Genomic DNA, 23,473 nt, shown 5'->3' on the forward strand with positions numbered 1-23,473 from the left:
ATTCCAGACCGCGGTACGACCCGATGGGGTTGCATGCCTCCCCATCTTTCGCAGGGTTGTCAATGATGAGGCGTATGCCACCGTTTGCCCCCGCGGCGACCACTGTGGTGGGTGTCGACGGCTCCGGACGCTCCCACCGGCTGGCCCAGCTGGCCGCGACGTTCCCGGGCCCGGTCCTGGACCTGCCCGGCCGGGACGAGCCGGCCGCCGCGTGGACCGACCGGCTGGCCGCCGCGACCCGGGACACGCTGCTGGTGGTCGACGACGCGCACCGGTGCCCCGGGCCGATCCTGCTCGTGCTGGCCGCGACCGCCCGCCGGGGTGTGCCGGCACTGGTGGCCCGCCGGCCCACCATCGACCGGCCGGAGCTGGCCGAACTGGACGAGGCGGTCGGCGGCGGCACCGTCCTGCTGGAACCGCTGGACGTCGCCGGGGTGGCCGGGCTGCTGGGCCGGATCACCGGGCGGAGTGTCCCGCCGGCCGAGGCGTTGCGGGTCCACACCGCCGGCGGCGGCCGTCCGGCGCTTGTCGCGGCGATGGCCGGTGCCCGTGAGGACGGCGAGCGGCTCCGGCCGGCCCCGGCGCTGACCGCCCGGGTGCAACGGCATCTCGCCAGGTGCCCGGCGGAGATCACCGCGCTGGCCCGGGTGCTGGCGTTGTGCCTGGACCTGACCGACCGGGTACTGGCCACCGCGGCCGGGCTTCCGCTGGCCGAGCTGCCCGCGCTGATCCGGGAGCTGTCCGACAGCGGATGGCTGACCGAGACCGGCGAGTCGATGCTGCCCGCGGTCGCCACCGCGATCCGGCGGGAGGCCTCCCCGTCCGGATGCCGCCGGGTGCACGAGGCGGTCGCCGCCGCGCTGCTGGCCTGGGCTCCGGAGTCGCTGGTCCTCGCCGCCGGGCAGCTGCGCGCGGGTCAGGCCCGGGGATCCGCCGCCGCCGCGGTGTACCGGCGGGCCGGCGAGAGTCTGCGCTTCGCCCGGCCTTCCGAGGCCCTGAACTGGTTCGACGAGGCGGCGGCCAGTGGCGCCGAGCCGGGCGGTCTGGCCGCTGGACGGGCCGAGGCGGCAGCCATGCTGGGGCTCCCGCACTCCCCCGCCGCCGCATCGGACGGGCGCTCGTCGCTGGCCGCCGGGGCGGTGGCCGCCCACGAGGGCCGTGCCGGGCGGGCGGCGGAGACGCTGCTGGCGGCCGGTGCGCCGGGGCCGGTGCTGGCGGTGCCGATGCTGATCGCGGTGGGGTGTCCGGACCAGGCCCGCGAGGCGGTCCGGGAACCGGCGCCGGATCCGCTGGCGCGCCTCGCCGAGGCGGCTCTGGCCATCGGTGCGCCGGATCGGGCGTTGCCGCTGTTCATCGAGGCGGCCGAGGCTGTCGAGCGGACCCCGCCGGCGGTGGTGCTGCCGGACACCCCGCACGCGCTCGGCGCCCTGGTCGCGATGGCCGTGGGCGACCCGGTGACCGCGGCTGCCCTGCTCCGGCGGGCGCTGGCCACGACGGTGGGCGGGCCGGTGGCCGTACACCGGCATCGTCTGCTGTTGTCCTGGGCCCGGTTGCGGGCCGGCCGTGAGGGGACCGCCGGCGGAGAGCTGGCCGCGTTGTCCGGCGTCACTCTGCTGGGCCGGGAGGCGCTGCTCCGGGCCGCGCTGGGGGCCGGCCTGGCCCGGCGGGACGGCGACCTGGCCGGGATGCGGCGGTACTGGGCCGAGGCGGAGCCGATGCTGGCCCGGGACGCGATCGACCTGTGGCAGATCGACGCGCTGGAGGAAGTGCTGATCACCGCCGCCCGGCTGCGCGAACCCCGGCGGATCGAACCGGTGCTCGCCCGTCTGGACCGGATCGTCGCGGCTCTGGGCGCCCCACCGGTGTGGCTGGCCCGGATCCAGCGGATCCGGGCACGGGTGGTGATCGCCGGGGAGGACACCGAGCCCACCGGTCCGCTCTCCAGCCGCGAGCAGGCGGTGGCCCGGCTGGTGCTGGCCGGGCGCACGCACCGGGAGATCGGCGCGCAGCTCTACATCTCGGCGAAGACGGTCGAGCACCACGTCGCCCGGATCCGGGTGAAGCTGGGCGCCAACACCCGCTCCGAGCTGATCACCGCCCTGCACCGGGCGCTCGGGGACCGGCCGATCCCCTAATCCTCGCCGGGTGGGGACGGGGAATGCCCCGATGTCCGCGAACGGTCACTCTCTGCAAGCTGGTCACAGGCATCGGACGCAGCGGGAAGGCGAACGCCATGACCATCGATGTAACCACGACGATCAGCAATCTCATCTCGGAGATCCTCAACGACCGGGACGTCGCGCAGGACTACGCGGCGGATCCCTCGGGTGTCCTGGCGGCCCGCGGACTGACCGATGCCGACCTCTCCGAGGTGGACATTCCGGAGGTGGCCGGGCGGGTGGCGGCCGAGCACGGGCAGACCGACCCGTACGCCGCGGACCAGACCGCCGTCTCGCCGCCCTCCTACGACGGTGAGCAGGGTGTCGGCGAGGTGATCCAGCACCTGAACTACATCACCTACGTCAACTACGAGGACGACCGGGACGTCATCCAGAACATCGAGGTGGACAACTCGCGGGTGGACAGTTCGGTGGACATCGACGTCGACAACTCCCACTACCACCAGGAGACTCCGCCGCCAGTGCACGAGGAGTACGACGGTGACTTCGGCGGCGGGGCGAAACCCGCGATCCCCGAGCAGCCCACCGGGTACGAGCCCCCGGTCGAGCATCCACCCGTCGCCGGCGACCCGTACCAGCCCGAGGAGCAGGCCCCGTACCAGCCGGAACACGAGCCGGAGCCGCAGGCGTACGGCGACTGCGCGGACGAGCCGGAGCCGGACGACCACGCCGCGGCGGGCTGGGCCGGCGTCTCCTGACGATGGCCACCGCACCGGCCGGCACCCGGCCCGCCGCGGGTGTCCTGCTGGACCTGGCGCTGCGGGCGTGTTCCGCCTACGGCCGCGACGATCTGGCCCGCCGGCTCGTCACGGCCCGGCGGGCGCTGGACGACCCGTGTGTGCACGTGGTGGTCGCCGGCGAGTTCAAGCAGGGCAAGAGTTCGCTGGTCAACGCACTGGTCGGGACGGCCGTCTGCCCGGTGGACGACGATGTCGCGACGGCTGTCCCGACGTACGTCCGGCATGGTGAAAGACACCAGGCCGCGCTGATCCTGGACGGTGACCCGCCGGGCCGCGCGGATCTGCCGGTCGGTCAGGTGCGCCGCCGGGTGCTGGAGTCGGCCGACACGGCGGTCGGGGTGGAGGTGCGGATTCCGCGCCGGATCCTGGAGCGGGGTCTGGTGCTGGTGGACACCCCGGGTGTCGGTGGGCTGGCGTCCACCCACGCGGCGGCGAGTCTGGCCGCGATCGCGATGGCCGACGCGGTGATCTTCGTGACCAGCGCGGCGCAGGAGCTGACCGAGAACGAGGTGCGGTTCCTGAGCCGGGCGTGCGCCGCCTGCGACACGGTGATCTGCCTGCTCAGCAAGACCGACCTGTATCCGGCGTGGCGGCGGATCCGGGAGCTGGACGTGGCGCATCTGCGCCGGGCCGGGCTGTCGCTGCCGGTGCTGGCCGGCTCGTCGGTGGTCCGGATGCGGGCGGTGAAGTCCGGCGACAAACGGCTGAACACCGAGTCCGGGTTCGCCGAGGTGGTGGAGTTCGTCTCCGGGCGGGTCGGCGGGGACGCCGGGCGGCGGGCCGGCAGCACGGTCCGCGCCGAGGTGGCGGCGGTGTGCGACCAGTTGATCGGTACGTTCGCGGCCGAGCGGGCGGCGCTGCTCGACCCGGCGGGCGCCCGGCGGATCGTGGCCGCGCTGGCCCGCGCCCGTCAGGACGCCGAGGCGCTGAGGACCTCGATGGCCCGCTGGCAGCAGACACTCAACGATGGGATCGCCGACCTCACCTCGGACGTGGACCACGATCTGCGGACCCGGATGCGCAAGGTGGCCCGGGAGGCCGACGAGAGTGTGGACGCCAGCGATCCGGCCGACACGTGGCCGGAGATGCAGACGCTGTTGCGGTCGCGGATCGCGCACGAGCTGGTCGCCAACTACACCTTCCTGCGGGTACGGGCGGGCGAGCTGAGCGCGTCGGTGGGTGAGCACTTCCAGCTCTCGTCCGAGGCGGTGCTGGGCCCGGTGTCGGTGCACAGCCCGGAGCCGGTGCTGGACCGCACCCCGCTGGAGCACCGGATCGACCTGGAGAAGATGCGGCTGCGCGGGCAGGCGATGGTGGCGTTGAAGAGCGCGTACGGCGGCACCCTGATGTTCACCATGCTGGCCTCGATGGCCGGGATCATGCTGGGCCCGATCGGGCTGGGCATCGGCCTGGTGATGGGCCGCAAGGGCCTGCGGGAGGAGAAGAAACGGCAGGTGAAGGCCCGTCAGCAGCAGGCCCGTAACGAGATCCGCCGGTACTGCGACGAGGTCACCTTCGTGGTCGGCAAGGACTCCCGGGACACCTTGCGCCGGATCCACCGGCGGCTGCGCGACCACTACACCGTGCTGGCCGAGGAACTGGCCCGGTCCAGCGCGGCGGCGCTCGCCGGGGCGGAGGAGGCGGCCCGCGGCGGGCGCACCGGACGGGAGTCCCGGCTCCGTGACCTGGACGCCGAGCTGGAACGCCTGACCGCGCTGCGGCGCCGGGCCGAGCCGTGAGGGCCGGCGACGGGCTGCTGGACCGGACCCGGGCGGTGCTGGCCGAGGCGCTGTCCGCCTACCGGGGCGGCCGGTACGAGGACCGGCTGCGGACCGTGCGCGAACGGCTGGACGCCCCGTTGCGGGTGGCCATCGCCGGCCGGGTCAAGGCGGGCAAGTCCACCCTGCTCAACGCCCTGGTCGGGGAACGGCTGGCACCCACCGACGCGGGCGAGTGCACCCGGATCGTCACGTGGTACCGGGACGGGCACACCTACCGGGTGACGATCCGGCCCCGGGACGGCGCACCCCGGCAGACCCGGTTCGCCCGCGAGGACGGCGCCCTGGAGATCGACCTCGACGGCCTGTCCCCGGAGGACGTCGCCGAACTGGAGGTCGAGTGGCCGTCCCGGGCGCTGCGGACCGCGACGCTGGTGGACACCCCGGGAGTGGGTTCGCTGCGGGCCGAGATCTCCCGTCGGACCTGGGACCTGCTCACCCCGGACGACGAGGACACCCCGGCCGACGCGGTGATCTATCTGATGCGGCACACCCACCGCGACGACCTGGGGTTCCTGCGGGCCTTCCACGACCGGCAGGTGGCCGCGCCGAACCCGGTCAACACGATCGCGGTGCTGTCGAGGGCCGACGAGATCGGCGGCGGGCGGCTGGACACCCTCGCCTCGGCCGCCCGGGTGGCCGCCCGGATGGCCGGCGACGTGAACCTGCGGCGGCTGGTGCAGACCGTCGTGCCGATCGCCGGACTGCTCGCCGAGACCGCCGTCACCCTGACCGAGACCGAGGTGGCCCGGTTGCGGCGGATCGCCGAGCTGCCCGCCCGTACGGCCGAGGAGTTGTTGTTGTCCGCCGACCGGTTCCGGGAACTGATGCCGGAACTGGGGCTGACCACGGCCGAACGCGACGAGCTGCTGGACCGGTTCGGCGTGTTCGGGGTGCGGCTGGCCACCACTCTGCTGCGCCGGGACGTCGCCGGAACCGCCACCGAACTGTCCGCGCGACTCACCGAACGCTGCGGGCTGCACACCCTGCGGCGGACCCTGGACTCGCTGTTCTTCGAACGCCGGGACATCCTGAAGAGCCGGTCGGCACTGCTGGCACTCGACGCGGTGGTCCGCGCCGAGCCCGGCCCGGCGGCGCCGCGGGTGGCCGGGCTGCTGGAGGAGATCCTGGCCTCCGCCCACCCGTTCCGTGAGCTGCGGGTGCTGGCCGCGATCCGGGCCGGCTGGGTGACCGGCAGACCCGAGGTGCTCGCCGAGTTGGAGCGGGTGATCGGCGGGGAGGGCACCGCCGCACACCTGCGCCTGTCACTGCCGGCCGGGACCGGAGAGGCGGATCTGGCGGTGGCCGCGGCCGCGTCACTGGCCCGCTGGCAGCGGCGGGCCGAGAACCCACTGACCCGGTACGAGCTGTCCGTCGCGTCCCGGATCGCGGTCCGCTCCTGTGAGGGCGTGCTGGCCGGGCTCCGTACCCACCAAGTCTGGAAGTGATCAGGATGTACGCGCTCGGCATCGACCTGGGCACCACCTACACCGCCGCGGCCGTCTGGCGGGCCGGGCGCGCGGAGATCGCCTCGCTGGGCAGTCACTCCGCCGCCATCCCGTCGGTGGTTCTGCTGCGGGCCGACGAGACGTTCCTGACCGGGGAGAGCGCCAGCCGCCGTGGGCTGAGCGAACCGCACCGGGTGGCCCGCGAGTTCAAACGGCGTCTCGGCGATCCCACCCCGATCCTGCTCGGTGGGGTGCCGCACTCCGCCGAATCGCTGACCGCCCGGCTGCTGCGGGCCGTGATCGACGCGGTGGCCGCGCGCGAGGGCAGCGAACCGGCGGCGATCTGCGTGTCACATCCGGCGAACTGGGGGCCGTACAAGACCGACCTGATGCGCCAGGTGATCCGGATCGCCGGTGTCGAACAGCCGGTCCGGATGATCACCGAACCGCAGGCGGCGGCGGTGTTCTACGCCCAGCAGCAGCGCCTGGAACCGGGCGCCGACGTGGCCGTCTACGACCTGGGCGGCGGCACCTTCGACGCGGCGGTGCTGCGCAAGACCGCCGACGGCTTCCAGCTGATCGGCCAGCCGGAGGGCATCGAACGCCTCGGCGGCATCGACTTCGACGCGGCGATCTTCGCGCACGTGGCGGCGGCCCTGGACGGCGCCCTGGACCGGCTCGACGAGGACGACCCGGCGGTGATCGCGGCGGTCGCCCGGTTGCGGGAGGAATGCGTCCGGGCGAAGGAGGCGCTGTCCGCCGACACCGACGCCGCGATCCCGGTGTTACTGCCCAACCTGAGCACCGAGGTACGCCTGACCCGCTCCGAGTTGGAGTCGATGACCCGCCCGGTGCTGCACGGGTCGATCGAGGCGCTGCGGCGCGCGGTCCGGTCGGCCGGGGTGGAACCGGCCGGCCTGCACTCGGTGCTGCTGGTCGGCGGTTCGTCCCGGATCCCGCTGGTGGCGCAGCTGGTGGGCTCGGAGCTGGGCCGTCCGGTGGCGGTGGACGCCCACCCCAAACACGCGGTGGCCCTCGGCGCGGCCTGGCAGGCGAGCCTCGCGATCACCGAGTCCCCGAACCCACCGGAAAGGTCCACGCCGCCGGAAAGGCCCACGCCGCCGGAAAGGCCCACGCCGCCGGAAAGGTCCACGCCATCGGAAAGGTCCACGCCGCTGGAAGCCTTCGCTGCGCCGGACGCCCTCGCCGCGCCGGAGAAGCGAGCTCTGTCGGAGAAGCGAGCTCTGTCGGAGACGAGAGTCCTGCCGGAGACCGGAGCTCTGCCGGAGAGGAAGGTCCTGCCGGAGGCGAGGCCACTCCCGATGGCGAACGGGCGGGCGGACATGACGTCCCCGCCGGCCACCTCGACGCCCGCGCTCCCGGCGGCGGTGGATCCATGGGCGGCGGACGCCATACCGCTGCCGGAGTCCCCGGCGACCCCGTTCCGGTGGGCCACCGGATCATCGGGACCGGCATCTCCGATTTCTTCGGCACACTCTTCCTCTCCCACCCATCGGCCATCAGGTCATGCGCCCGATTCCCTCGTCAACCCCACCTCCGGCTACACACCCGGCGATCCACCCGAATCCGCGCCTGCTCTCGGCGTCGCCGGCATTAGCCACGCGGGCCACCGCACCGCGAGGGACGGCGCCGCCCAGACCGCCTTCTCCCCCGCGCCCGCACCCGCCGGACGTCGCGGTGACCGCCGAGCCCTCCTCCCCATCGCCGTCGGGACCATGGCCGCGGTCCTGGTGGGCGCCGGTGCCGCGGTGGCCGTGACCCTTGCCGAGAACGGGTGGCAGGACGACTCGCGAACGACCGCCGCCCGGCACGGCGCGAATCATGCGAATGCCACGAATACTGCGAAGCCGGCTGATCCCGCCAAGGGCACGTTCCCCGAGACGGCGACGGTTCCGCTGACGGCGACGGTTCCGGTGGATGAGCAGTGCACCGCGGAGATGAAGCGCAGCACCCGCTGGGTCTGCCTGACACGGGCGACGATTCGGGACGGCAAGTTCACCCTCTGGTACGAGGCGGAGTGGGCCGGCACCCCGGCGGACACCGAGAAGGGGTTCCACCTGCACATCTACGGCGGGGACGGACAGCATCCGGACGAGGAGTCGATGGGGACGCACACCGAGGCGCGGGGGCGGTACTTCTACGACGACGAGGAGCCGTCGGTGCGCTGGTCGGGTGACGGGGACTTCGAGATGGTCAGCGGTACGGCGAAGGTGTGCGCGCGGATCTCGCGGACCGGGCACGGGCTGGAGAAGGCGGCGGACGGCAGCTACCACACCGGGAACTGCATCCCGATCGACCGCGATTGAACCATTGACAGACTTCTTTGCCGAGGTCGAGCATTGGGAGCGCTCCCATCCCCCGTTCACCGGAGAGTGCCCGTGCACACCTCATGGAAAGCGATCGCGAGCACCGTCCTGCTCGCGGCCGCCACCGCCGTCGTACCCCCATCCCCGGCCACCGCCCTCGCCCCGGACGCCCGCGTCGACGTCGACGTGCGGGCCGGTCTCGCCACCGTCGGTGACGTGGCCGTCGGCGTCAACCACGCCATCTGGGACTCCCAGCTCGGCACCCCCGCCGTCGCCGACCTGCTCGGGGACGCCGGTGTCACGATGCTGCGCTATCCGGGCGGCTCCTACGCCGACATCTACCACTGGGAGGACCACACCGCCCCGGGTGGCTACGTCGCCCCGGACACCGACTTCGACACCTTCATGGCCGGGGCCCAGCGCACCGGGGCCGAGCCGATGATCATCGCGAACTACGGCACCGGCACCGCGCAGGAGGCGGCCGGCTGGGTCCGGTACGCCAACGTCACCAAGGACTACGGCGTCAGGTACTGGACGATCGGCAACGAGAACTACGGCAACGGGCACTACGGTTCCGCCTGGGAGGCCGACGAACACCCCGACAAGAGCCCCAAGGAGTACGCGGCCACCGTCCTGGCGTACACGAAGGCCATGAAGGCCGTTGATCCTGACATCAAGGTCGGTGCCGTGCTGACCATGCCCGGCAACTGGCCGGACGCCGTCGTCGGCCCCGGTGACCAGGGCAGCTGGAACCAGGAGGTGCTCACCCGGGTCGGCTCGGTGATCGACTTCGTGGACGTGCACTGGTACCCCGGCGGGAGTACCGCCGCCGAGACGCTCACCAAACCGGCGCAGATCACCGACGCCGTGCACATCCTGCGGGAGCAGCTGTCGTCGTGGGGCGGCGACACCACCGGCCGGATCGGCATCAGCATGACCGAGACCAACGTCGACATCGGCCGCAACACCCAGCCGGGCGCGCTGTTCCTCGCCGACGTCTACAGCGGCCTGCTCGCCCAGGGGGTGTTCACCGTGCACTGGTGGAACACGCACAACGGGCTCGGAACGGTGTCCGAGGTGGCCGGGCAGACCGACTACGGCGACTACGGGCTGCTGTCCAGCGGCAACTGCACCGCCGACAATTCGGTCTGCCAGCCGCCGCTGAACACGCCGTTCGCGCCCTACCACGCACTGAAACTGGTCGGCGACATGGCCCGCCCCGGTGACCGGTTCGTCGCGGCGGGAAGCGACAACGACAAGATCACTGCCCATGCCGTACGGCGTACCAACGGTGAAGTGGCCCTCCTGCTGATCAACAAGGACCCGTCCGCGGCACAGTCGGTGTCGGTGAACTATCACGGCTTCACGCCCGCGTCCGGGGCGCCGACGGTGTCCACGTACACCAACGGCGCGGAAGCCGTCGTGACCGGCACGGCCGGCAGTGCGACGACGCAGACGCTGGCCCCATACTCCATCAGTCTGTTGACCTTGCGCCCGAACCAGACGGCGACCGCCCCGAAGGCGCCCGCCAAGCCCACCGCGACCGTCACCGGCAGCGGCGCGACGATCTCCTGGCCGGCCACCGCGGCCGGGGTGAAGTACGAGGTGTACCGCCAGAACGGCGGCGCCGCCGAACTGCTCGGCGAGACCACCGCCACCAGCCTGACCGTCGGTAATCTGCGGCCCGGCCAGCGGTACACGGTCAACGTGCTGGCCCGCGACGGCGCCGGCCGGCTGTCCGCCGCGTCCCCACCGCTGACCTTCACCACGTCCACTCCGCCGTCGGCCGGGTGCACGGTGAAGTTCCGTGACGTGAACGACTGGGGCAACGGTTATGTGGGCCAGGTCGACATCACCAACAACACCGCGTCAACGGTGACCGGCTGGACGCTCACGTTCCGCTGGCCGACCACCTGGCAGACGCTGAACAGCGGCTGGAACGCCACCTGGACCCAGACCGGCCAGACCGTCCGCGTGGTCGGCGAGGGCCCCTTGCCCGCGGGCGCGACGGTGGGCACCGGTTTCGTCGGCAACTACAGCGGCCCCAACGTCCTGCCCACCGTCTTCGACCTCAACGGCACCACCTGCACCAGCGCCTGACCCCGTGGTGACTTCCGGCGCGGATCGCACCCGAAGTCACCACACCAAGCGCGCGCGAAGACCGCGTGCCGACTTCCGGCTCGAATCGAACCTGAAGTCGGCACGCGGTCAGCCGCAGCCGCCCGACCCCGCGCACACGACTGTGGCGCGGTCAGCCGCGGCCACCGCATTCGCCCGACGATCTCAAATCACACCAGTCCCGCGCGGACCGCCGGCGGAGGCGAACGCTCACCGGCCGACCCGGTTCTGGAGCTCACCGATCCCGTCGCCGGACAACTCCGGCAGGGTTACCGGACGGCCGCACAGGGCGAGCATGAGCGCCTCGCCGGTGCCGCTGACCAGCGGGCCGGCGCCCCACGACCAGTCCATGTCGGTGGCCTCGAACCGCAGGCCGGCCGGGCGGTCCTTGGGGGTGAAACCGACCGCGCGACCGCCCACCAGGAAGTCCAGCGACACCCGCACCCGGTCCGGGTCGAGGTCGTCCGGGATCCCGAGCGGCCGGCGGATGTCCTGGCCGTGCACCAGCAGGTCGGTGAGCTGCCCCGGATAGCCGACGACCGGTGGCCGGAACGGGTTCTCGGCGTGTTCGCGCAGCAGCGCGGCGAGCTCCCCGGCGGGCCGGGCGGCGGTCCGCACGGCGAGGCGGGCGTTGGCCTTGTGGATGTTGAACCCGCTGCGCACCAGAAGCCCCAGCGCCGCCATGTTGGAGGCGGCGACCGCCGCGACCAGGTGCCCGACGACCTCTTTGACGGTCCAGGCGTCACAGAGGCTGGGCGCGGCCAGCTGCCCGGGATCCAACGTCTCGACGAGATCAGCCATCCGCCGCCGTTCCGCAGCGATCATCCCCGGAGTGTCCACACCGGAACTCTACGGTGACTGATGCCGAAGAGCATCGGCAGCCGGGCCGGCCTCACTCCTGGCGGAGGGCGGGCAGCAGCACGCCGTCGATGACGGCGGTGAAGAACGGCAGACTCACCGGCTGGCCCAGGAACAGGGACCGGTGTGCGGCCATCGCCGGGATCACCTCGGCCAGGGTGTCCACGTCGGCGGTGGGCGGGAACTCGCCGCGGTCCACCGCCCGCTGGATCAGCTGCCGGTAGGCGTCCACCGACGGTTCGACGATGCCCCTGCTGACGGCGGCGAACGCCTCCGGTGAGCGGCTCATCATGGCGGTGACGCCGGCCAGGATGCGCAGGCGCCGTTCGCCGCCGCCGAGCCAGCCGGGGTCGAGCATGGCGAGCAGGTCGGTGCGCAGGGTGCCGGTGTCGGGCAGTCCGGCGGCGGCGTCGTCCTGTCCGGCGCAGGCGACCGCGGCCAGGATCAGTTCGTCCTTGCCGGCCCACCGCCGGTAGATGGTGCCCCGTCCGGCACCGGCCCGCACCACCATGGACACCCGCGACTGGGAGCTGTTGGTCGCCGGATACGACCCCGACGCCCACGGCGACTACACCAGCGCCTCCGCCGACGGACGGGACGCCATCGTCGAGTCGGCCCGCGGTTTCCTCACCCCACTGGACGCCACCCAGCACCTGCTCGGCAACGTCGAGGTCGACCTCGACGGCGACACCGCGACCACCCACGCCACGTTCATCGCCCAGCACGTCCGGGACGGCGCCAGGTTCCTGATGGGCGGAAACTACGACGACACCCTTCGCCGTACGCCCACCGGCTGGCAGATCGTCAACCGCCGGATCCGCGGCATCTGGAGCGACGGCGACCCCTCAGTGCTGACCGTAACGGTCAGCTGATCAGAATCCGGTGGAGTAGACCGCGCCGTCCACGTTGATCAGGTGGCCGTCGTACGGGCCGACCCTGGTCACCGTGGCGCCGTCGCGGAAGACCACCACCAGGCCGTGTTCGATCTCCCAGTCGCAGCCGCTCTCCACCGAGACGTAGACGTGGTCCTTCTCGCGTTCGACGAACATCTCGCGGCCGAGCCGCACGTGGTCCAGGATGGAATCCGGGCCGTATTCGACGGTCTCGGCCACGTCCCGGTAGTAGGCGTGCAGGTCCGGGGCGACCGCCTCCAGCACGCCTCGGTCCAGGGTGCGAAACGTCTTGATCGCGGCGTGGAAGTCCGCCGGTGCCGGGTCGTCGTCATATCCGGACAGGACGAACTCGCAGCTCGCCCCGTCCAGCAGCGGCACCGGGACCGGTTCGCCGCGGTACCAGCCGAGGTCGGGTTCGGCGGTGAATCGGCCGAGGCCGGGGATCTCCATGGCGCTCACCGTAGCCGGGTGGTGTGGCGGCCGGGGGTGTGGCCGTATTCGCGGGCGAAGGCGGCCACGAACGCCGATGGGCTGGCGTAGCCGACCAGGTGGGCGACTTCGGTCACGGCGTGCTGTTCGAGGAGGACGCGGGCGGCTTGCAGGCGCAGGACGGTTCGCCAGCGGGTGTACGCCACCCCGTACGACCGCAGGAAGTCTCTTTGCAGGGTCTTGGAGCTGACGTGCAGTTGGACGGCCCATTCGGCGAGGCTGGTCGGGTCGGCCGGGTTGCGGGTGAGTGCGCGGGCAACCGTCGCCGCATACCCGCCGTCCGCACCGAAAGTCCGGTCGGGATCGGTCACCACCAGCGCTTCCATGATCTGCGCGCGAGCCGTCAACCCCACCGAGAGGGGGCAGCCGGGACCGCCCAGGCGCCGGATCAGCGATGCCGCGAGCGGGCTCAATCCGACGGCCCCGGCGGCGAGGCCGACCAGCCCGGCGGGCACCTCGCGCAGGCACACCCGGTAGAGCACTCCGCCGTCGGCGCGGATCTCGTGGGTGACCGCCCGATGTGCCCAGAACACCTCGCCGGGGCCGAGGAACGCGGTCTGCCCAGCGTGCCGTGCGGCGATCATTCCGGCGGGCGCCCAGTACAGCTGGTGCAGCAGGTCCTGGCGGCGTTCGGTGAAGTCGACGGTGGTGTCGAAGCGGTAGTGCAGCACCAGGATGCCGTCGGGGGCGCCGAGCCCGTAGCCGTACTCGTCGCAGGTGGCGGGGTCGCCGGCGACGGTGTGGACGTGTCCTCTCAGCGACATCGTGTGTCCTCCCGTCGACATTCCATCCTGATAGGTAAGGCTAGCCTTACCTTCGATTCAGATCGGTACCACCCTGGTTAGGACACCTGACATGCGTTTGCGACTGCTCGGCGCGACGGCCGTCGCCCTCTCCCTGCTCACCGGCTGCGGCGGCGGGGCGGACGGTGCGACCGGCGACGCCGCCGCCACGCGGACCTTCACCGCCGACAACGGCGACGTGACCATTCCGGCCGACCCGAAGCGGGTCGTGGCCACCGGGTACGCGGTTCCCGCACTGATCGAGGCGGACGCCGCCCTGGTCGGCATCTCCTCCTGGCAGCGCGGCACCGCGATGATGACGCCGGAGGACCTGGCGACGTACCAGAAACTGGCGAAGGTGGCCGGGGAGAGCGCCGCCGAGACCAACTACGAGGCGATCGCCGCCGCGAAGCCGGACCTGATCGTGATCGGCGTGCCGAAGCCGGTGCTGGCCGACGTCGACCTGGACCGGCTGGAGTCGATCGCGCCGGTGGTGGCGATCGGCCCGACCGTCCCGGACGCGTGGCGCACGCTGTCCCGGCGGCAGGCCGACGCGGCCGGGCGGACCAGCACGTTCGAGGCGGGCAAGGCCGCCTACGAGGCGCGGGCCGCCGAGCTGAAGACCAAGCACGCCGGTCTTCTGACGACCGTGAGATTCGGTCACCTGGGCGGCTACGGGGAGGCGGCCAAGGGCACCTTCCAGCGCGAGTTCGCCGGATCCTGGGGCACCAACATCGCCCAGGACGTCGGAGTCGAGTACTACGGGCAGGTCAAGGTGAAGGGCGGCGGCGGCAAGGACGTCTCGGAGTACCCGGCCATGGAGGAGATCCCGGACAGCTTCGCCGAGGCCCAGGCGATCACCTACACCGTGCAGCCGGACGGCACGCCGGGCCCGTCGGTGCAGGCGGTGCTCGACTCGCCGCTGTGGCAGAACCTGCCCGCGGTCAAGGCCGGCCGGGTCTACCCGCTGTCGTACACCGAGGCGGCCACCTACCCGTCGGCGATGAAGGCCCTGGACGCCATCGACAAGGCGTTCTCGCGGTGATCACCGAACGCAGCGATCCCGACCGCGGCGATCCCGACCGCGGCGATCCCGGCCCGAAGGTCGCCGCGCATCACCGCGGCGGCACGGGGCTGGCGCGGATCCCGTACCCGATAGGTGTCCGCACCGCCCCGGTCAGCGCGATCACCGACCTGGGCCCGAGGATGCGCCGGATCACGCTGTGCGGGCCGGGGCTGGCCGGCTTCCCCACGCACCACTTCGACGACCACGTCAAAATCATCTTTCCCGGACCCGACGGGGTACGCCGTGACCCGGTCCCGAACCGGCGGCAGATGCTCGACTGGCCCCGCCCGCTGCCACCGTCACGCAGTTACACGGTCCGCCGGCACGACCCGGTGCGGCACGAGATCGATCTCGACTTCGTGCTGCACGACGGCGGTCTCGCCTCGACCTGGGTGCGCGGGGTCACGGTCGGCGAGCCGGTCACCATCGCCGGGCCGCCCGGGGCGAAGACCTTCCCCTTGACGTACGCGCGGTACCTGTTCGCCGTCGACGGCACGGCCCTGCCCGCGGTGGCCCGGTGGCTGGACGAGTCCCCGGTGGAGGTGCGCGCGCACGTGGTGATCGCCGACGAGGTGCCCGGCTATCCGCTGACCGATCGTGAACATGTCACCGTGGTCCACGACGAGCTGGCGTCGATCACCGCGCAGACCGGCACGTTCCTGTTCGCGGCCGGCGAGGCGGGGGCGCTCAAACCCCTGCGGGCGTGGAGCCGCGGACGGCTGGACCACATGATCACCGGCTACTGGAAACACGGCGTTGCGGATCACGACGACCACTGAGCGGCTTCTGGTACTCGTACCGGCGATCGGGTTGTTGATCGTCGCGGTGGTCGCCGGGATCAGCGTCGGCGCGCGGACGGTGCCGCCCGGCGAGGTGTGGCGGGCGTTCACCGACTACGCCGGGACCGACGATCACCTGATCGTCCGGGACATCAGACTGCCGCGTACGCTCACCGGCCTCGCCATCGGCGCCGCGCTCGGGATGGCCGGCGCGCTGGTGCAGACCCTGACCCGGAACCCGCTCGCCGAGCCGGGGCTGCTCGGGGTGACCGCGGGGGCCGGGTTCGCGATCAATCTGGGGATGGTCGCCGGGGTGGCCGGCACCGCGGCCGCCCGGCTCGGCCTGGCACTGGCCGGATGCGCGGCGGCCGCGGTGCTGGTCTTCGCGATCGGGCGGACCGCGCCGCTGCGGCTGGTGCTGGCCGGGGTGGCGCTCAGTGCGGTGCTGTCCGGGCTGTCGCTGGGCATGCGGCTGGTCTGGCCGGACGTGCTGGACGGGTACCGGTTCTGGTCGGTCGGCGCGCTGGCCGGGGTGGAGCAGACCTCGCGGGCACTGCCGGTGATCGTGCTGGCCGTCGCGCTGGCCGGGGCACTGCTGGTGGCCCGGCCACTGGGCGTGATGATGCTTGGTGACGAGGCGGCGCGGGCTCTGGGGGCGCACGTCATCCGTACCCGGGTGGCGGTCCTGGTGATCGTCACCCTGCTGGCCGGGGCGGCGACCGCGGTGGCCGGGCCGATCGCCTTCGCCGGGTTGATGGTGCCGCATCTGGCCCGCCGCTTCGCCGGGGGTTCGGTGCCGTGGCTGGCCGGGTTCTCGCTGCTGTTCGGGCCGGTGCTGCTGGTGGCCGCGGACGTGCTGGCCCGGCTGCTGCTGCCGACCGGTGAGGTGCCGGTGGCGATCGTGACCGCGTTCCTGGGCGCGCCGGTGCTGATCTGGGCCGTGCGCCGGTACGGGGCGCGGTCGCTGTGAGGTTCCGGATCGTGATGGTGCTGGTCGCGGTGGCACTGTCGGTGACGGCGCTGAGTCTCGGCGGCTCCTGGCCGCCGCCGGCGTTCGTGGTGCTGGAATGGCGGCTGCCGCGGGTGGTGGCGGCGCTGGCGTTCGGGGCCGCGCTCGGGGTGGCCGGCGCGCTGTTCCAGAACCTGACCCGCAACTCGCTGGGCAGTCCGGATGTGATCGGGCTGGACTCCGGGGCGTACACCGGCGCGCTGGCCGCGATCACCCTGCTCGGTGGTGGCGCGGCGGTGCTGCAGATCAGCTCGGTGGCCGGGGGCCTGCTGGCGGCGACAGCGGTGTACCTGCTGGCGTCGAAGTCCGGGCTGGACGGCATCCGGCTGGTGGTGATCGGGATCGCGGTCAACGCGATGCTGGTGGCGGTCAACTCGTGGATCGTGCTGCGGGCCGACCTGGACGTGGCGATCGCCGCGACCGGCTGGAGCGCCGGGTCGCTCAACGGCGTCGACTGGGACGAGTTGTGGCTGCCGCTGTCGGTGCTGGCCGGGCTGGGTGTGCTGGTCGCGGTGATCGATCCGGCGGTACGGCAGGCGGCGCTCGGTGACGAGATCGCGGTGACGTCCGGGGTGCCGTTGCGGCGTCTGCGGCTGCTGATGGTGGTGGCGGGGGTGTGCTGCACGGCGACGGTGACCGCGGTGGCCGGGCCGATCGTGTTCGTGGCGCTGGCCGCGCCGCAGATCGGGCGGCGGCTGGCCGGGCGGCCCGGGATCCCGATGCTGCCGGCCGCGCTGACCGGGGCGGTGCTGCTGCTCGGGGCGGATCTGATCGCGCAGTGGCTGCTGGCGCCGGTGGCGCTGCCGGTCGGGGTGATCACCACCGCGGTGGGTGGTGGATATCTGATCTGGCTGCTGGCCGCGCGTGTCCATCATGCGCGGTAGAGGGCCGAACCGATATGCCGCATTGATCGATGTACATCGATAGAAAGGGGGTTATCCCGAACCTCGTTCCCCCGGAGGTAAGCATGCTTCTCCGCAGAATCGCGGCGGCCGTCCTCGCCGCGTTCACCCTGGCCGGCGTCCAGGTGGCCACCGCCGCACCGGCCGCCGCCGCACCGCGCGTCCTCTACTACGACGCGAGCACCGCCCAGGAGTTCCGCTCGGTCGTCGACCAGGGCGCCGCCATCTGGAACTCCCGGGCGACCAACGTACGCCTGGAACCGGTCACCGCCGGGCGCACCCCCAACATCCGGGTGTACGCCGACAACGGCTGGCCGCGCGCGTACACCCAGTCGCTCGGCAACGGGTACTGGTACATGGGCCGGCAGGCCGTCAACCAGGGCTACCACCGGCCGCGGATCGCCGCCCACGAGTTCGGCCACCTGCTCGGCCTGCCGGACAACCGCACCGGCCTGTGCAGCGATCTGATGTCCGGCAGCAGCGCGCCGGTGAGCTGCACCAACGCGTACCCCAGCAGTCGCGAGCTGGCCACCGTCAACCGCAACTTCGCCTCCTCCGCGACCACCACGGAGGCCCGCTCCTTCGTCTGGGCCGGATAACCGTTCGTGTGCCGGTCCGGGTCTCTCATCGAGCCGCGGACCGGCACACGGTCCCGCCCGGCGGTCAGAACGAGAAACGGAAAACCTTCTCCGGTTGTACGGTCACCCGCAGCAGCCCACCGGCCACCATCGCGGCCAAGTCCTTGCCCCGGGCCGGATCGTCCATGTCCCAGTAGCGTGCGGCCAGCCGCTCACACAGCTCGGTCGCGCCCTCGTCGTCGACCACGGCCCGGCCGGTCACCGACACCCAGCGCTCCCGCTCCCCCACCGGCGCCGCCACCACCAGCGCCACCCGTGGATCGGCGCGCAGCCGGCGCACCTTCAGCGAACCCGGCTCGGTGATGAACCGGACCAGCCCGCCCGCGCCCGCCTCGAACCAGATCGGCCGGGGCTGGGCCGGCTCCGGCCCGCCGGCCACCGTCAGGAAGCCGTGCAGCGGGCGCCCCAGAAACTCCAGATCGTCGTCAGTCAGCACGTCATCCTGTCTACCCGGCCCGGCCGCCGGGGAACATGTGATCGTCCGGTGAAGATCCGGTGCAGCGTCTACCGTCCGCATCGGACCGCTTTCCAGAATGACCGCATGCGATCACTCCTGGTGTACCCGGCGCTCCTGCTGACCTGGTCGGCGGTGGCCGTGACCCACCTGTCCGGGGTGTGGCTGTACAGCCGGATCGGCCCGCTGAACTGGCTGGTGACCGGGCTGGCGTGGCTGGTCGCACTGGCGGTGACCGCACTGATGGTGATGGCGTTCGGGCTGCACCGCCGGTACCGCCATGCCGCCCTGTCGGTGTCCCTGAGCGTGCTCGCCATGGTGGGGATCGCCGCCGTCGACTGGACGTCGGCGTTCGTGCACGGCTACTACCACTGGCACCGCGACGACTTCCGGGCCTTGGTGGAACACGCCGAGGCGGGCCGCCCTCTTCCGGAGAACCTGCGGTCCCTGGCCCTGCAGGGCGACCCGATCGTGCACTACGGCTCGTCGTCGATCATGCTGCCCGCGCTGACCGGCCTGGTCGACGGCGCGACCGGCTACATGCACATGACGGTCACCCGGACCGGCGCGTTCACCGACTGCCTGGGCGACCGTTGCCTGGTCCGCTGGTACCTCGGTGACGGCTGGTTCTGGCTGGACGGCGGAACCCGGCGCTGACCGCCGGGTTCAGGCCAGCCAGCGTTCCAGTTCACGGGCGGCGGCCCCGGTCTGGTCGGCGATCGCGGTCAGGACGTCGGCGGTGATCCGTTCCAGTTCGTCCGGGGAGTACCGGCCGACCTTGAGCAGGCGCCGGATCCACAGCTCGGCGGCGCGTTCGGTGACCAGCCCGGAACCGGCCGAGGACACCGCGCCGGCCACCGACGCCGCCAGCCCCGGGACGTACCTCCCCCATCGCTCTTCCATCTCCGCGCGCAGCCGGGACTCAGCGGCTTCCCGGACCACGTCGATGCCGATCGTGACCGGAAGGCTGTGCTCAGTGAACCGCTGGGCGCCGCCGACACACGCCAGGATGTGGTCCAGCCGGTCGGTGAACAGGTCCGGCAGGGTCAGGTCCAGCCGCACCCGGCCGGCCGGGACACCGTGCCGGCGGCAGATCCGTTCGACGCGCATCGACAGGTGGTAGGCGATCGCGTCGGCCAGCGCACACTTCGTCTCGAACATGCCGAACTTGATGTGGTTCGCCAGCGTGGCGGCCGAACCGCGGGACTCCGCCACCTGGTCGGTGATCTTCCTCTTCATGGTCTCGAGGGCGGCCACCGCCTCGGTCCGCACCACCTCGGCCACCTCCGGCCCCCGCACCAGGTCGTCCACGTCCCGCCGGAACCGGGTGACGGCGGCCCGGTGCTGCCCGTTGCTGACCAGGCCGCGGGCCACCGTGAACGCCGGATCGTCGTCGTGTTCGATCTCGGCGGCCGGGAAGACGGCACGGCACCACCGGTCGATGAACGGCATCCGCGAACCGCCGCCGGTCAGCACCACCAGATCCGGGAGCCGGTCGCCGAGCATGTCCGCCGCCTCGGTGAGCACCGCGCGGAAGTCCTCACCCCAGCCCCCGGGCGCGGTCACCAGCTGCGCGATCTCCAGGTCGAGGAGCCAGGTCCACGCGGTGGCGACGATCGGCCGGAACCGTTCGTGACAGGACTCCCGCAGGTCCATGATCCGCCGCACCATGCCGGTGAACTGCGCCTCCTTGGCCCAGCGGCAGGCGAGCAGCAGGAAGTCCGGGCCGCCGTCACCGGCCAGTGCCGCGGTCAGCGCCGCGTCGTCACACAGCGCGGTCCGGACCAGCCCGGCCAGCCGCTCGTCGATCTGCCGGCAGCCCAGCGTGGCGCCGACCGGCAGGTTCCGTGGGACGAGGTCCTCGACGATGGTGAAGTCGGTGGTCGACGAACCGATGTCGACGACCAGCACCCGGTCGAGACGCCGCTCGTCGCGGCGCCGGTCCCGCACGTGCAACAGGGCCGACTGCGACTCCGGCACCAGCCGGACCGGCAGGTCGAGCAGTTCGAGGTGCCGGCCGTACGCGGCGACCGTCTCGGTGGACCAGCCGGCCGGGTGCCCGACGTACGCCATGCCGTCCCGGACCACCTCCGGATGCTGCTCCCGGAACTCGGTCAGCAGCGCCCGCGCGAAGACGACGGCGGCCGGCGGCTCGGTGGCGAACACCGCCGGCGCCTCCTTGAAGTTGACGCTGAAGTGGGTCACGCCGTGGCTGGTCACCGCCTCGTCGCCGAAGAGCCGGACAGCCGGATCGGCTGAACCGGCCGGACTCCGGGCCATCGCGGTCACGATGCTGCGTTCCCCGGATCGCGGCCGGGCGAAGATCCGGACCGGAGCGGAACGATCCAGTGGCGCCCAGCCGAGGCAGCTCTCGCCGTCGCCGATGTCCAGGCCGATCACATAGCGGGCTTCAGCGGTCATGACGGTTCACCCGGACCGCCGGTCACCGTCAGGACCCGGGTGACCACCTCGATCTGTGCCTTGGTGGGAATCGCCGGAAACGAGCACCCACCACGCTCCCCGGGGGTGACGGCCAGCAGCAGGTCGGGCAGGGCGGGTTCGGCGGCGACCAGGGCGACCTCGTCCTGGCGGAGCCCGGCATGGTTCTGGGTGCGGGCCGCCTCGTCCAGCCGGACCCAGACCGCCGGGTTCGCCTGGACCCGCCGGAAGAAGTCCGGGAAGCGCATCCGCAACGCCAGCATGATCGCCGCCTGCATCAGCCGGTCCCGGCTCGGTGGCGAGTGCAGCCGGAACGTGGCGGCGGTCAGGTTGAGCGCCGAGATGAACCGGCGGACCCGCCGGGGGTTGTCACCGAACGCGTCCTCGGTCAGACGCCACAGTGCCGGATCACCGCTGAGTTCCGGCACCACCGAGTCCTGCAGCTGCCGGAAGACCGCCTCGAACCGGACCTCCGGCAGGTGGTACGGGAAGTGGATGAGCTTCTCCAGGTACTGCCGGCCGCGGGCCTGATCGCCGTCGACGCGTTTGGCGGCCGCCGCGGCGATCACGTCGAAATCCATGGCGAGCACGAAGACGCAGGAGGCCTCACCGAGGAAGAGTTTGAGGGCGTCGAGCACCGCGATGGCGGTCTCGCCGTGGCAGCGGTCCAGATCGTCGACGAACACCACGAGGCGGCCCCGCTCGCCGACGAACGCCTGCACCACCTCGGCGAAGTCGGCTTCGAAGTGGTTGATGTGCCGGTAGTTCTCCACACCGCGGGCCTGCCACGCGTCCCGGGCCGCGGTCACGTCGTCGCCGTCCAGGATCCCGGCGGTCAGCGGGGCGGCCGCGTGCCGCAGCAGCAGCCAGGTGGCGGTGCTGCTCAGCCGGCGGGCCTTGGCGACCAGGTCGTGGCGGCGCTCCTCCGGCTCGGCGGCGATCTCGGTGAGGATGGTCTGGATCAGCGCGTGCCAGATCGCTTCCTTCTCGTCGTACTTCCACGGGTTGAAGGCGATCGTCGGGATGCCACGCCGGTCCAGGATCTCGCGGCAGATGTTCAGGAAGCTGGACTTGCCGGTGCCCCACGGTCCGAAGACGCCGACGGTCAGCGGCAGGTGCACGGTCGCCTGGACGGCGTCGCACAGCACCCGTCCGTGCGTACCGAATCCGAATTGGTCGTCGTCCCGGCAGGCGACCGGGTTGTCGGTCAGGAGCAGCGGTGGGATGGCGATGTCAGGCATGAGGCACTCCGGGGACGTGCGTACGCCTGAGGGTACGACTGCCGACCGGACAAATATTGCTGAAATGGATAAAAAGGAGCGGACGGCCCCCCGACCGCCCGCTCCTTCAGGTCACGCCGTCACCGGGACGTGACGGCGTGGAAGGCTCAGTCCTCGCCCTCGTCGCCGCCCTCTTCGTCATCGCCGAAGAACTCGTCCATCACCTCGCCGGCCACGTAACCGGCGGCCAGACCGCCGACCACGCCCATCGCGACGCCGCCCATGCCGGAGCCGCCGCCGTGGCCGCCGTGACCGTGGCCGTGGCCCTGGTAGTGGCCGTGGTGGCCGTAGGCGGGCTGGCCATAGCCGGGCGCCCCGTAGGCCGGCTGACCGTAACCGGGCTGCATCGGCGGCTGGCCGTAGGGCGAAGGCTGACCGTAACCGGGCTGGCCGTATCCCTGACGCATCGGCGGCTGGCCGTAGCCCGGCTGCATGCCGGGGTGACCGCCGTGGCCGGGCATGGACTGGCGGCGCTCGACCGCCTGCCGCACCCAGCCGTCCACGACCTGCGCCCAGTCGGTGGTCTCGGCGTCGTTGTGGGACACCGTGTAACGCCCGAAGCTGTCCGCGCCGCCCATGCCGAACATGCCGCCGCGCTTGTCGAACTCCAGGATCACGTCGACCTGCTGCGGGCTGGTCACGAAGGTCAGCTCGACCTCGTTGACGACGTGCGCGTACTGCTGGGCCGGGAAATACTCGATCTCCTGGTAGAACGGCAGCGTCTGGTGCACGCCGGCGATCTGCCCGTACTCCAGGTCAGCGGACTTGAAGACGAAGCCGAGCTGGGCGAACGCGTCCAGGATCTTCTGCTGCACCGGCAGCGGGTGGACCTGGATCGGGTCGAGGTCGCCCTTGTCCAGCGCGCGGGCGATGGACACCTCGGTGCGCACGCCCATCACCATGCCGCGCAGCGGCTGGCCGTAGACCGCGGTGATCGGCGTCTCCCACGGCAGGACCAGCTGGAACGGCAGCGACAGGTGCTGGCCGGCGGCCAGGTGCATCGGGCCGCTGACGGTGAGGCGGTGGAACTCGCCGGTGGCGTGGCCCTCACCGCCGCCGTGCTCCACCTCCATCCGGGTGACCAGGCCGAGGGTGATGTGCTCGATGGCGGAGTCGCTGCTGCCGCCGACGAGATTGACCTGTCCGGTGATGGGCGCGCCCGGAAGCGCGCCGGGTTGGGACAGCACCGTGTCGACACTCGGACCACCCACCCCGAAGGCGCCCAGCATCTTCTTGAAAACCACGTGAACTCCGATCAAAGCCCCAAACCACAATTAACGGTACGAAACGTAG

Annotated in this window: 21 protein-coding genes; 13 read left to right on the forward strand and 8 right to left on the reverse strand. The window is 72.1% G+C overall.

Features of this window, described 5'->3' with window-relative positions; genetic code table 11:
* The first annotated feature begins 74 nt into the window (after window positions 1-74).
* From ACQ0O7_RS22335 to ACQ0O7_RS22360, 6 genes are all read left to right on the forward strand, one after another.
* On the forward strand, window positions 75-2,135 hold the full coding sequence (locus ACQ0O7_RS22335; protein WP_430784104.1) for a LuxR C-terminal-related transcriptional regulator: 2,061 nt from the start codon (window positions 75-77) through the stop codon (window positions 2,133-2,135).
* A 98-nt stretch (window positions 2,136-2,233) separates the two neighbouring features.
* A complete protein-coding gene (locus tag ACQ0O7_RS22340; protein ID WP_430784105.1) occupies window positions 2,234-2,878 on the forward strand; it encodes a hypothetical protein in 645 nt (214 codons plus the stop codon).
* Window positions 2,879-2,880: 2 nt separating this feature from the next.
* The gene (locus ACQ0O7_RS22345) at window positions 2,881-4,659 is read left to right on the forward strand and encodes a dynamin family protein (protein WP_430784106.1); all 1,779 of its coding nucleotides are present in this window, start codon (window positions 2,881-2,883) and stop codon (window positions 4,657-4,659) included.
* A complete protein-coding gene (locus ACQ0O7_RS22350) occupies window positions 4,656-6,146 on the forward strand; it encodes a dynamin family protein (protein WP_430784107.1) in 1,491 nt (496 codons plus the stop codon). The genes ACQ0O7_RS22345 and ACQ0O7_RS22350 overlap by 4 nt, the downstream gene beginning before the upstream one ends.
* Before the next feature lie 5 nt (window positions 6,147-6,151).
* On the forward strand, window positions 6,152-8,473 hold the full coding sequence (locus ACQ0O7_RS22355; RefSeq protein ID WP_430784246.1) for an Hsp70 family protein: 2,322 nt from the start codon (window positions 6,152-6,154) through the stop codon (window positions 8,471-8,473).
* Between the two features lie 72 nt (window positions 8,474-8,545).
* Entirely contained in the window at window positions 8,546-10,573 is a 2,028-nt protein-coding gene (locus ACQ0O7_RS22360; protein ID WP_430784108.1) for a cellulose binding domain-containing protein, read from the forward strand.
* Between the two features lie 228 nt (window positions 10,574-10,801).
* On the opposite strand, the gene ACQ0O7_RS22365 is transcribed toward ACQ0O7_RS22360, so the two are convergent.
* Both ACQ0O7_RS22365 and ACQ0O7_RS22370 read right to left on the reverse strand, forming a co-directional pair.
* Window positions 10,802-11,416 (reverse strand): maleylpyruvate isomerase family mycothiol-dependent enzyme, encoded by a 615-nt coding sequence (locus ACQ0O7_RS22365; RefSeq protein WP_430784109.1) that lies wholly within the window; start codon window positions 11,414-11,416, stop codon window positions 10,802-10,804.
* Window positions 11,417-11,483: 67 nt separating this feature from the next.
* Entirely contained in the window at window positions 11,484-11,960 is a 477-nt protein-coding gene (locus ACQ0O7_RS22370; RefSeq protein ID WP_430784247.1) for a TetR/AcrR family transcriptional regulator C-terminal ligand-binding domain-containing protein, read from the reverse strand.
* On the opposite strand from ACQ0O7_RS22370, the gene ACQ0O7_RS22375 reads away from it, so the two are divergent.
* Complete coding sequence (locus tag ACQ0O7_RS22375) at window positions 11,959-12,321, forward strand: nuclear transport factor 2 family protein (RefSeq protein ID WP_430784110.1); 363 nt, start codon at window positions 11,959-11,961, stop codon at window positions 12,319-12,321. The two genes, ACQ0O7_RS22370 and ACQ0O7_RS22375, sit on opposite strands and share 2 nt — an antisense overlap.
* Here the strand turns inward: ACQ0O7_RS22375 and ACQ0O7_RS22380 are convergent, their stop codons facing one another.
* Together ACQ0O7_RS22380 and ACQ0O7_RS22385 are read right to left on the reverse strand one after the other, a co-directional pair.
* Window positions 12,322-12,792, reverse strand: coding sequence for a DUF6985 domain-containing protein (locus ACQ0O7_RS22380; protein ID WP_430784111.1), 471 nt, complete (start codon window positions 12,790-12,792; stop codon window positions 12,322-12,324). It lies immediately after the preceding gene.
* Between the two features lie 5 nt (window positions 12,793-12,797).
* The gene (locus tag ACQ0O7_RS22385; RefSeq protein ID WP_430784112.1) at window positions 12,798-13,595 is read right to left on the reverse strand and encodes a helix-turn-helix transcriptional regulator; all 798 of its coding nucleotides are present in this window, start codon (window positions 13,593-13,595) and stop codon (window positions 12,798-12,800) included.
* A 91-nt stretch (window positions 13,596-13,686) separates the two neighbouring features.
* On the opposite strand from ACQ0O7_RS22385, the gene ACQ0O7_RS22390 reads away from it, so the two are divergent.
* The 5 genes from ACQ0O7_RS22390 (at window position 13,687) to ACQ0O7_RS22410 (ending at window position 17,968) form a co-directional block, all read left to right on the forward strand.
* Window positions 13,687-14,658, forward strand: coding sequence for an ABC transporter substrate-binding protein (locus ACQ0O7_RS22390; protein WP_430784113.1), 972 nt, complete (start codon window positions 13,687-13,689; stop codon window positions 14,656-14,658).
* Window positions 14,655-15,458: a siderophore-interacting protein gene (locus ACQ0O7_RS22395; RefSeq protein ID WP_430784114.1), complete on the forward strand. Its 804-nt coding sequence runs from the start codon at window positions 14,655-14,657 to the stop codon at window positions 15,456-15,458. Before ACQ0O7_RS22390 ends, ACQ0O7_RS22395 begins: the two co-directional genes overlap by 4 nt.
* The gene (locus ACQ0O7_RS22400) at window positions 15,436-16,428 is read left to right on the forward strand and encodes a FecCD family ABC transporter permease (RefSeq protein WP_430784115.1); all 993 of its coding nucleotides are present in this window, start codon (window positions 15,436-15,438) and stop codon (window positions 16,426-16,428) included. Before ACQ0O7_RS22395 ends, ACQ0O7_RS22400 begins: the two co-directional genes overlap by 23 nt.
* A gap of 14 nt (window positions 16,429-16,442) precedes the next feature.
* Window positions 16,443-17,351, forward strand: a complete 909-nt coding sequence (locus ACQ0O7_RS22405) for a FecCD family ABC transporter permease (RefSeq protein ID WP_430784248.1) — start codon at window positions 16,443-16,445, stop codon at window positions 17,349-17,351.
* Between the two features lie 83 nt (window positions 17,352-17,434).
* On the forward strand, window positions 17,435-17,968 hold the full coding sequence (locus tag ACQ0O7_RS22410) for a snapalysin family zinc-dependent metalloprotease (RefSeq protein ID WP_430784116.1): 534 nt from the start codon (window positions 17,435-17,437) through the stop codon (window positions 17,966-17,968).
* 64 nt (window positions 17,969-18,032) lie between these two features.
* On the opposite strand, the gene ACQ0O7_RS22415 is transcribed toward ACQ0O7_RS22410, so the two are convergent.
* Window positions 18,033-18,443, reverse strand: a complete 411-nt coding sequence (locus ACQ0O7_RS22415; RefSeq protein WP_430784117.1) for a pyridoxamine 5'-phosphate oxidase family protein — start codon at window positions 18,441-18,443, stop codon at window positions 18,033-18,035.
* A gap of 105 nt (window positions 18,444-18,548) precedes the next feature.
* Here ACQ0O7_RS22415 and ACQ0O7_RS22420 point away from each other — a divergent pair, with 105 nt between their 5' ends.
* The gene (locus ACQ0O7_RS22420) at window positions 18,549-19,118 is read left to right on the forward strand and encodes a hypothetical protein (protein ID WP_430784118.1); all 570 of its coding nucleotides are present in this window, start codon (window positions 18,549-18,551) and stop codon (window positions 19,116-19,118) included.
* 9 nt (window positions 19,119-19,127) lie between these two features.
* Here ACQ0O7_RS22420 and ACQ0O7_RS22425 read toward each other — a convergent pair whose 3' ends face one another.
* The 3 genes from ACQ0O7_RS22425 to ACQ0O7_RS22435 all read right to left on the reverse strand — a co-directional run bounded on the left by ACQ0O7_RS22425 (window position 19,128) and on the right by ACQ0O7_RS22435 (window position 23,424).
* The gene (locus ACQ0O7_RS22425; RefSeq protein WP_430784120.1) at window positions 19,128-20,882 is read right to left on the reverse strand and encodes an Hsp70 family protein; all 1,755 of its coding nucleotides are present in this window, start codon (window positions 20,880-20,882) and stop codon (window positions 19,128-19,130) included.
* On the reverse strand, window positions 20,879-22,141 hold the full coding sequence (locus ACQ0O7_RS22430) for a KAP family P-loop NTPase fold protein (protein ID WP_430784121.1): 1,263 nt from the start codon (window positions 22,139-22,141) through the stop codon (window positions 20,879-20,881). Before ACQ0O7_RS22430 ends, ACQ0O7_RS22425 begins: the two co-directional genes overlap by 4 nt.
* A gap of 146 nt (window positions 22,142-22,287) precedes the next feature.
* Window positions 22,288-23,424, reverse strand: a complete 1,137-nt coding sequence (locus tag ACQ0O7_RS22435; RefSeq protein ID WP_430784122.1) for a sporulation protein — start codon at window positions 23,422-23,424, stop codon at window positions 22,288-22,290.
* Between the last annotated feature and the right edge of the window lie 49 nt (window positions 23,425-23,473).

This window comes from Actinoplanes sp. G11-F43, from assembly GCF_050589265.1.
Taxonomy (GTDB): domain Bacteria; phylum Actinomycetota; class Actinomycetes; order Mycobacteriales; family Micromonosporaceae; genus Actinoplanes.

Excerpts from the sequence above, each read along its gene's own strand:
- ACQ0O7_RS22370 (WP_430784247.1), bottom strand. The coding sequence starts at position 11,960 with ATGGTGGTGCGGGCCGGTGCCGGACGGGGCACCATCTACCGGCGGTGG.
- ACQ0O7_RS22430 (WP_430784121.1), bottom strand. The coding sequence starts at position 22,141 with ATGCCTGACATCGCCATCCCACCGCTGCTCCTGACCGACAACCCGGTC.
- ACQ0O7_RS22420 (WP_430784118.1), top strand. The coding sequence starts at position 18,549 with ATGCGATCACTCCTGGTGTACCCGGCGCTCCTGCTGACCTGGTCGGCG.
- ACQ0O7_RS22405 (WP_430784248.1), top strand. The coding sequence starts at position 16,443 with ATGGTGCTGGTCGCGGTGGCACTGTCGGTGACGGCGCTGAGTCTCGGC.
- ACQ0O7_RS22410 (WP_430784116.1), top strand. The coding sequence starts at position 17,435 with ATGCTTCTCCGCAGAATCGCGGCGGCCGTCCTCGCCGCGTTCACCCTG.
- ACQ0O7_RS22380 (WP_430784111.1), bottom strand. The coding sequence starts at position 12,792 with ATGGAGATCCCCGGCCTCGGCCGATTCACCGCCGAACCCGACCTCGGC.
- ACQ0O7_RS22375 (WP_430784110.1), top strand. The coding sequence starts at position 11,959 with ATGGACACCCGCGACTGGGAGCTGTTGGTCGCCGGATACGACCCCGAC.
- ACQ0O7_RS22335 (WP_430784104.1), top strand. The coding sequence starts at position 75 with ATGCCACCGTTTGCCCCCGCGGCGACCACTGTGGTGGGTGTCGACGGC.
- ACQ0O7_RS22345 (WP_430784106.1), top strand. The coding sequence starts at position 2,881 with ATGGCCACCGCACCGGCCGGCACCCGGCCCGCCGCGGGTGTCCTGCTG.
- ACQ0O7_RS22340 (WP_430784105.1), top strand. The coding sequence starts at position 2,234 with ATGACCATCGATGTAACCACGACGATCAGCAATCTCATCTCGGAGATC.
- ACQ0O7_RS22365 (WP_430784109.1), bottom strand. The coding sequence starts at position 11,416 with ATGATCGCTGCGGAACGGCGGCGGATGGCTGATCTCGTCGAGACGTTG.
- ACQ0O7_RS22355 (WP_430784246.1), top strand. The coding sequence starts at position 6,152 with ATGTACGCGCTCGGCATCGACCTGGGCACCACCTACACCGCCGCGGCC.
- ACQ0O7_RS22390 (WP_430784113.1), top strand. The coding sequence starts at position 13,687 with ATGCGTTTGCGACTGCTCGGCGCGACGGCCGTCGCCCTCTCCCTGCTC.
- ACQ0O7_RS22425 (WP_430784120.1), bottom strand. The coding sequence starts at position 20,882 with ATGACCGCTGAAGCCCGCTATGTGATCGGCCTGGACATCGGCGACGGC.
- ACQ0O7_RS22385 (WP_430784112.1), bottom strand. The coding sequence starts at position 13,595 with ATGTCGCTGAGAGGACACGTCCACACCGTCGCCGGCGACCCCGCCACC.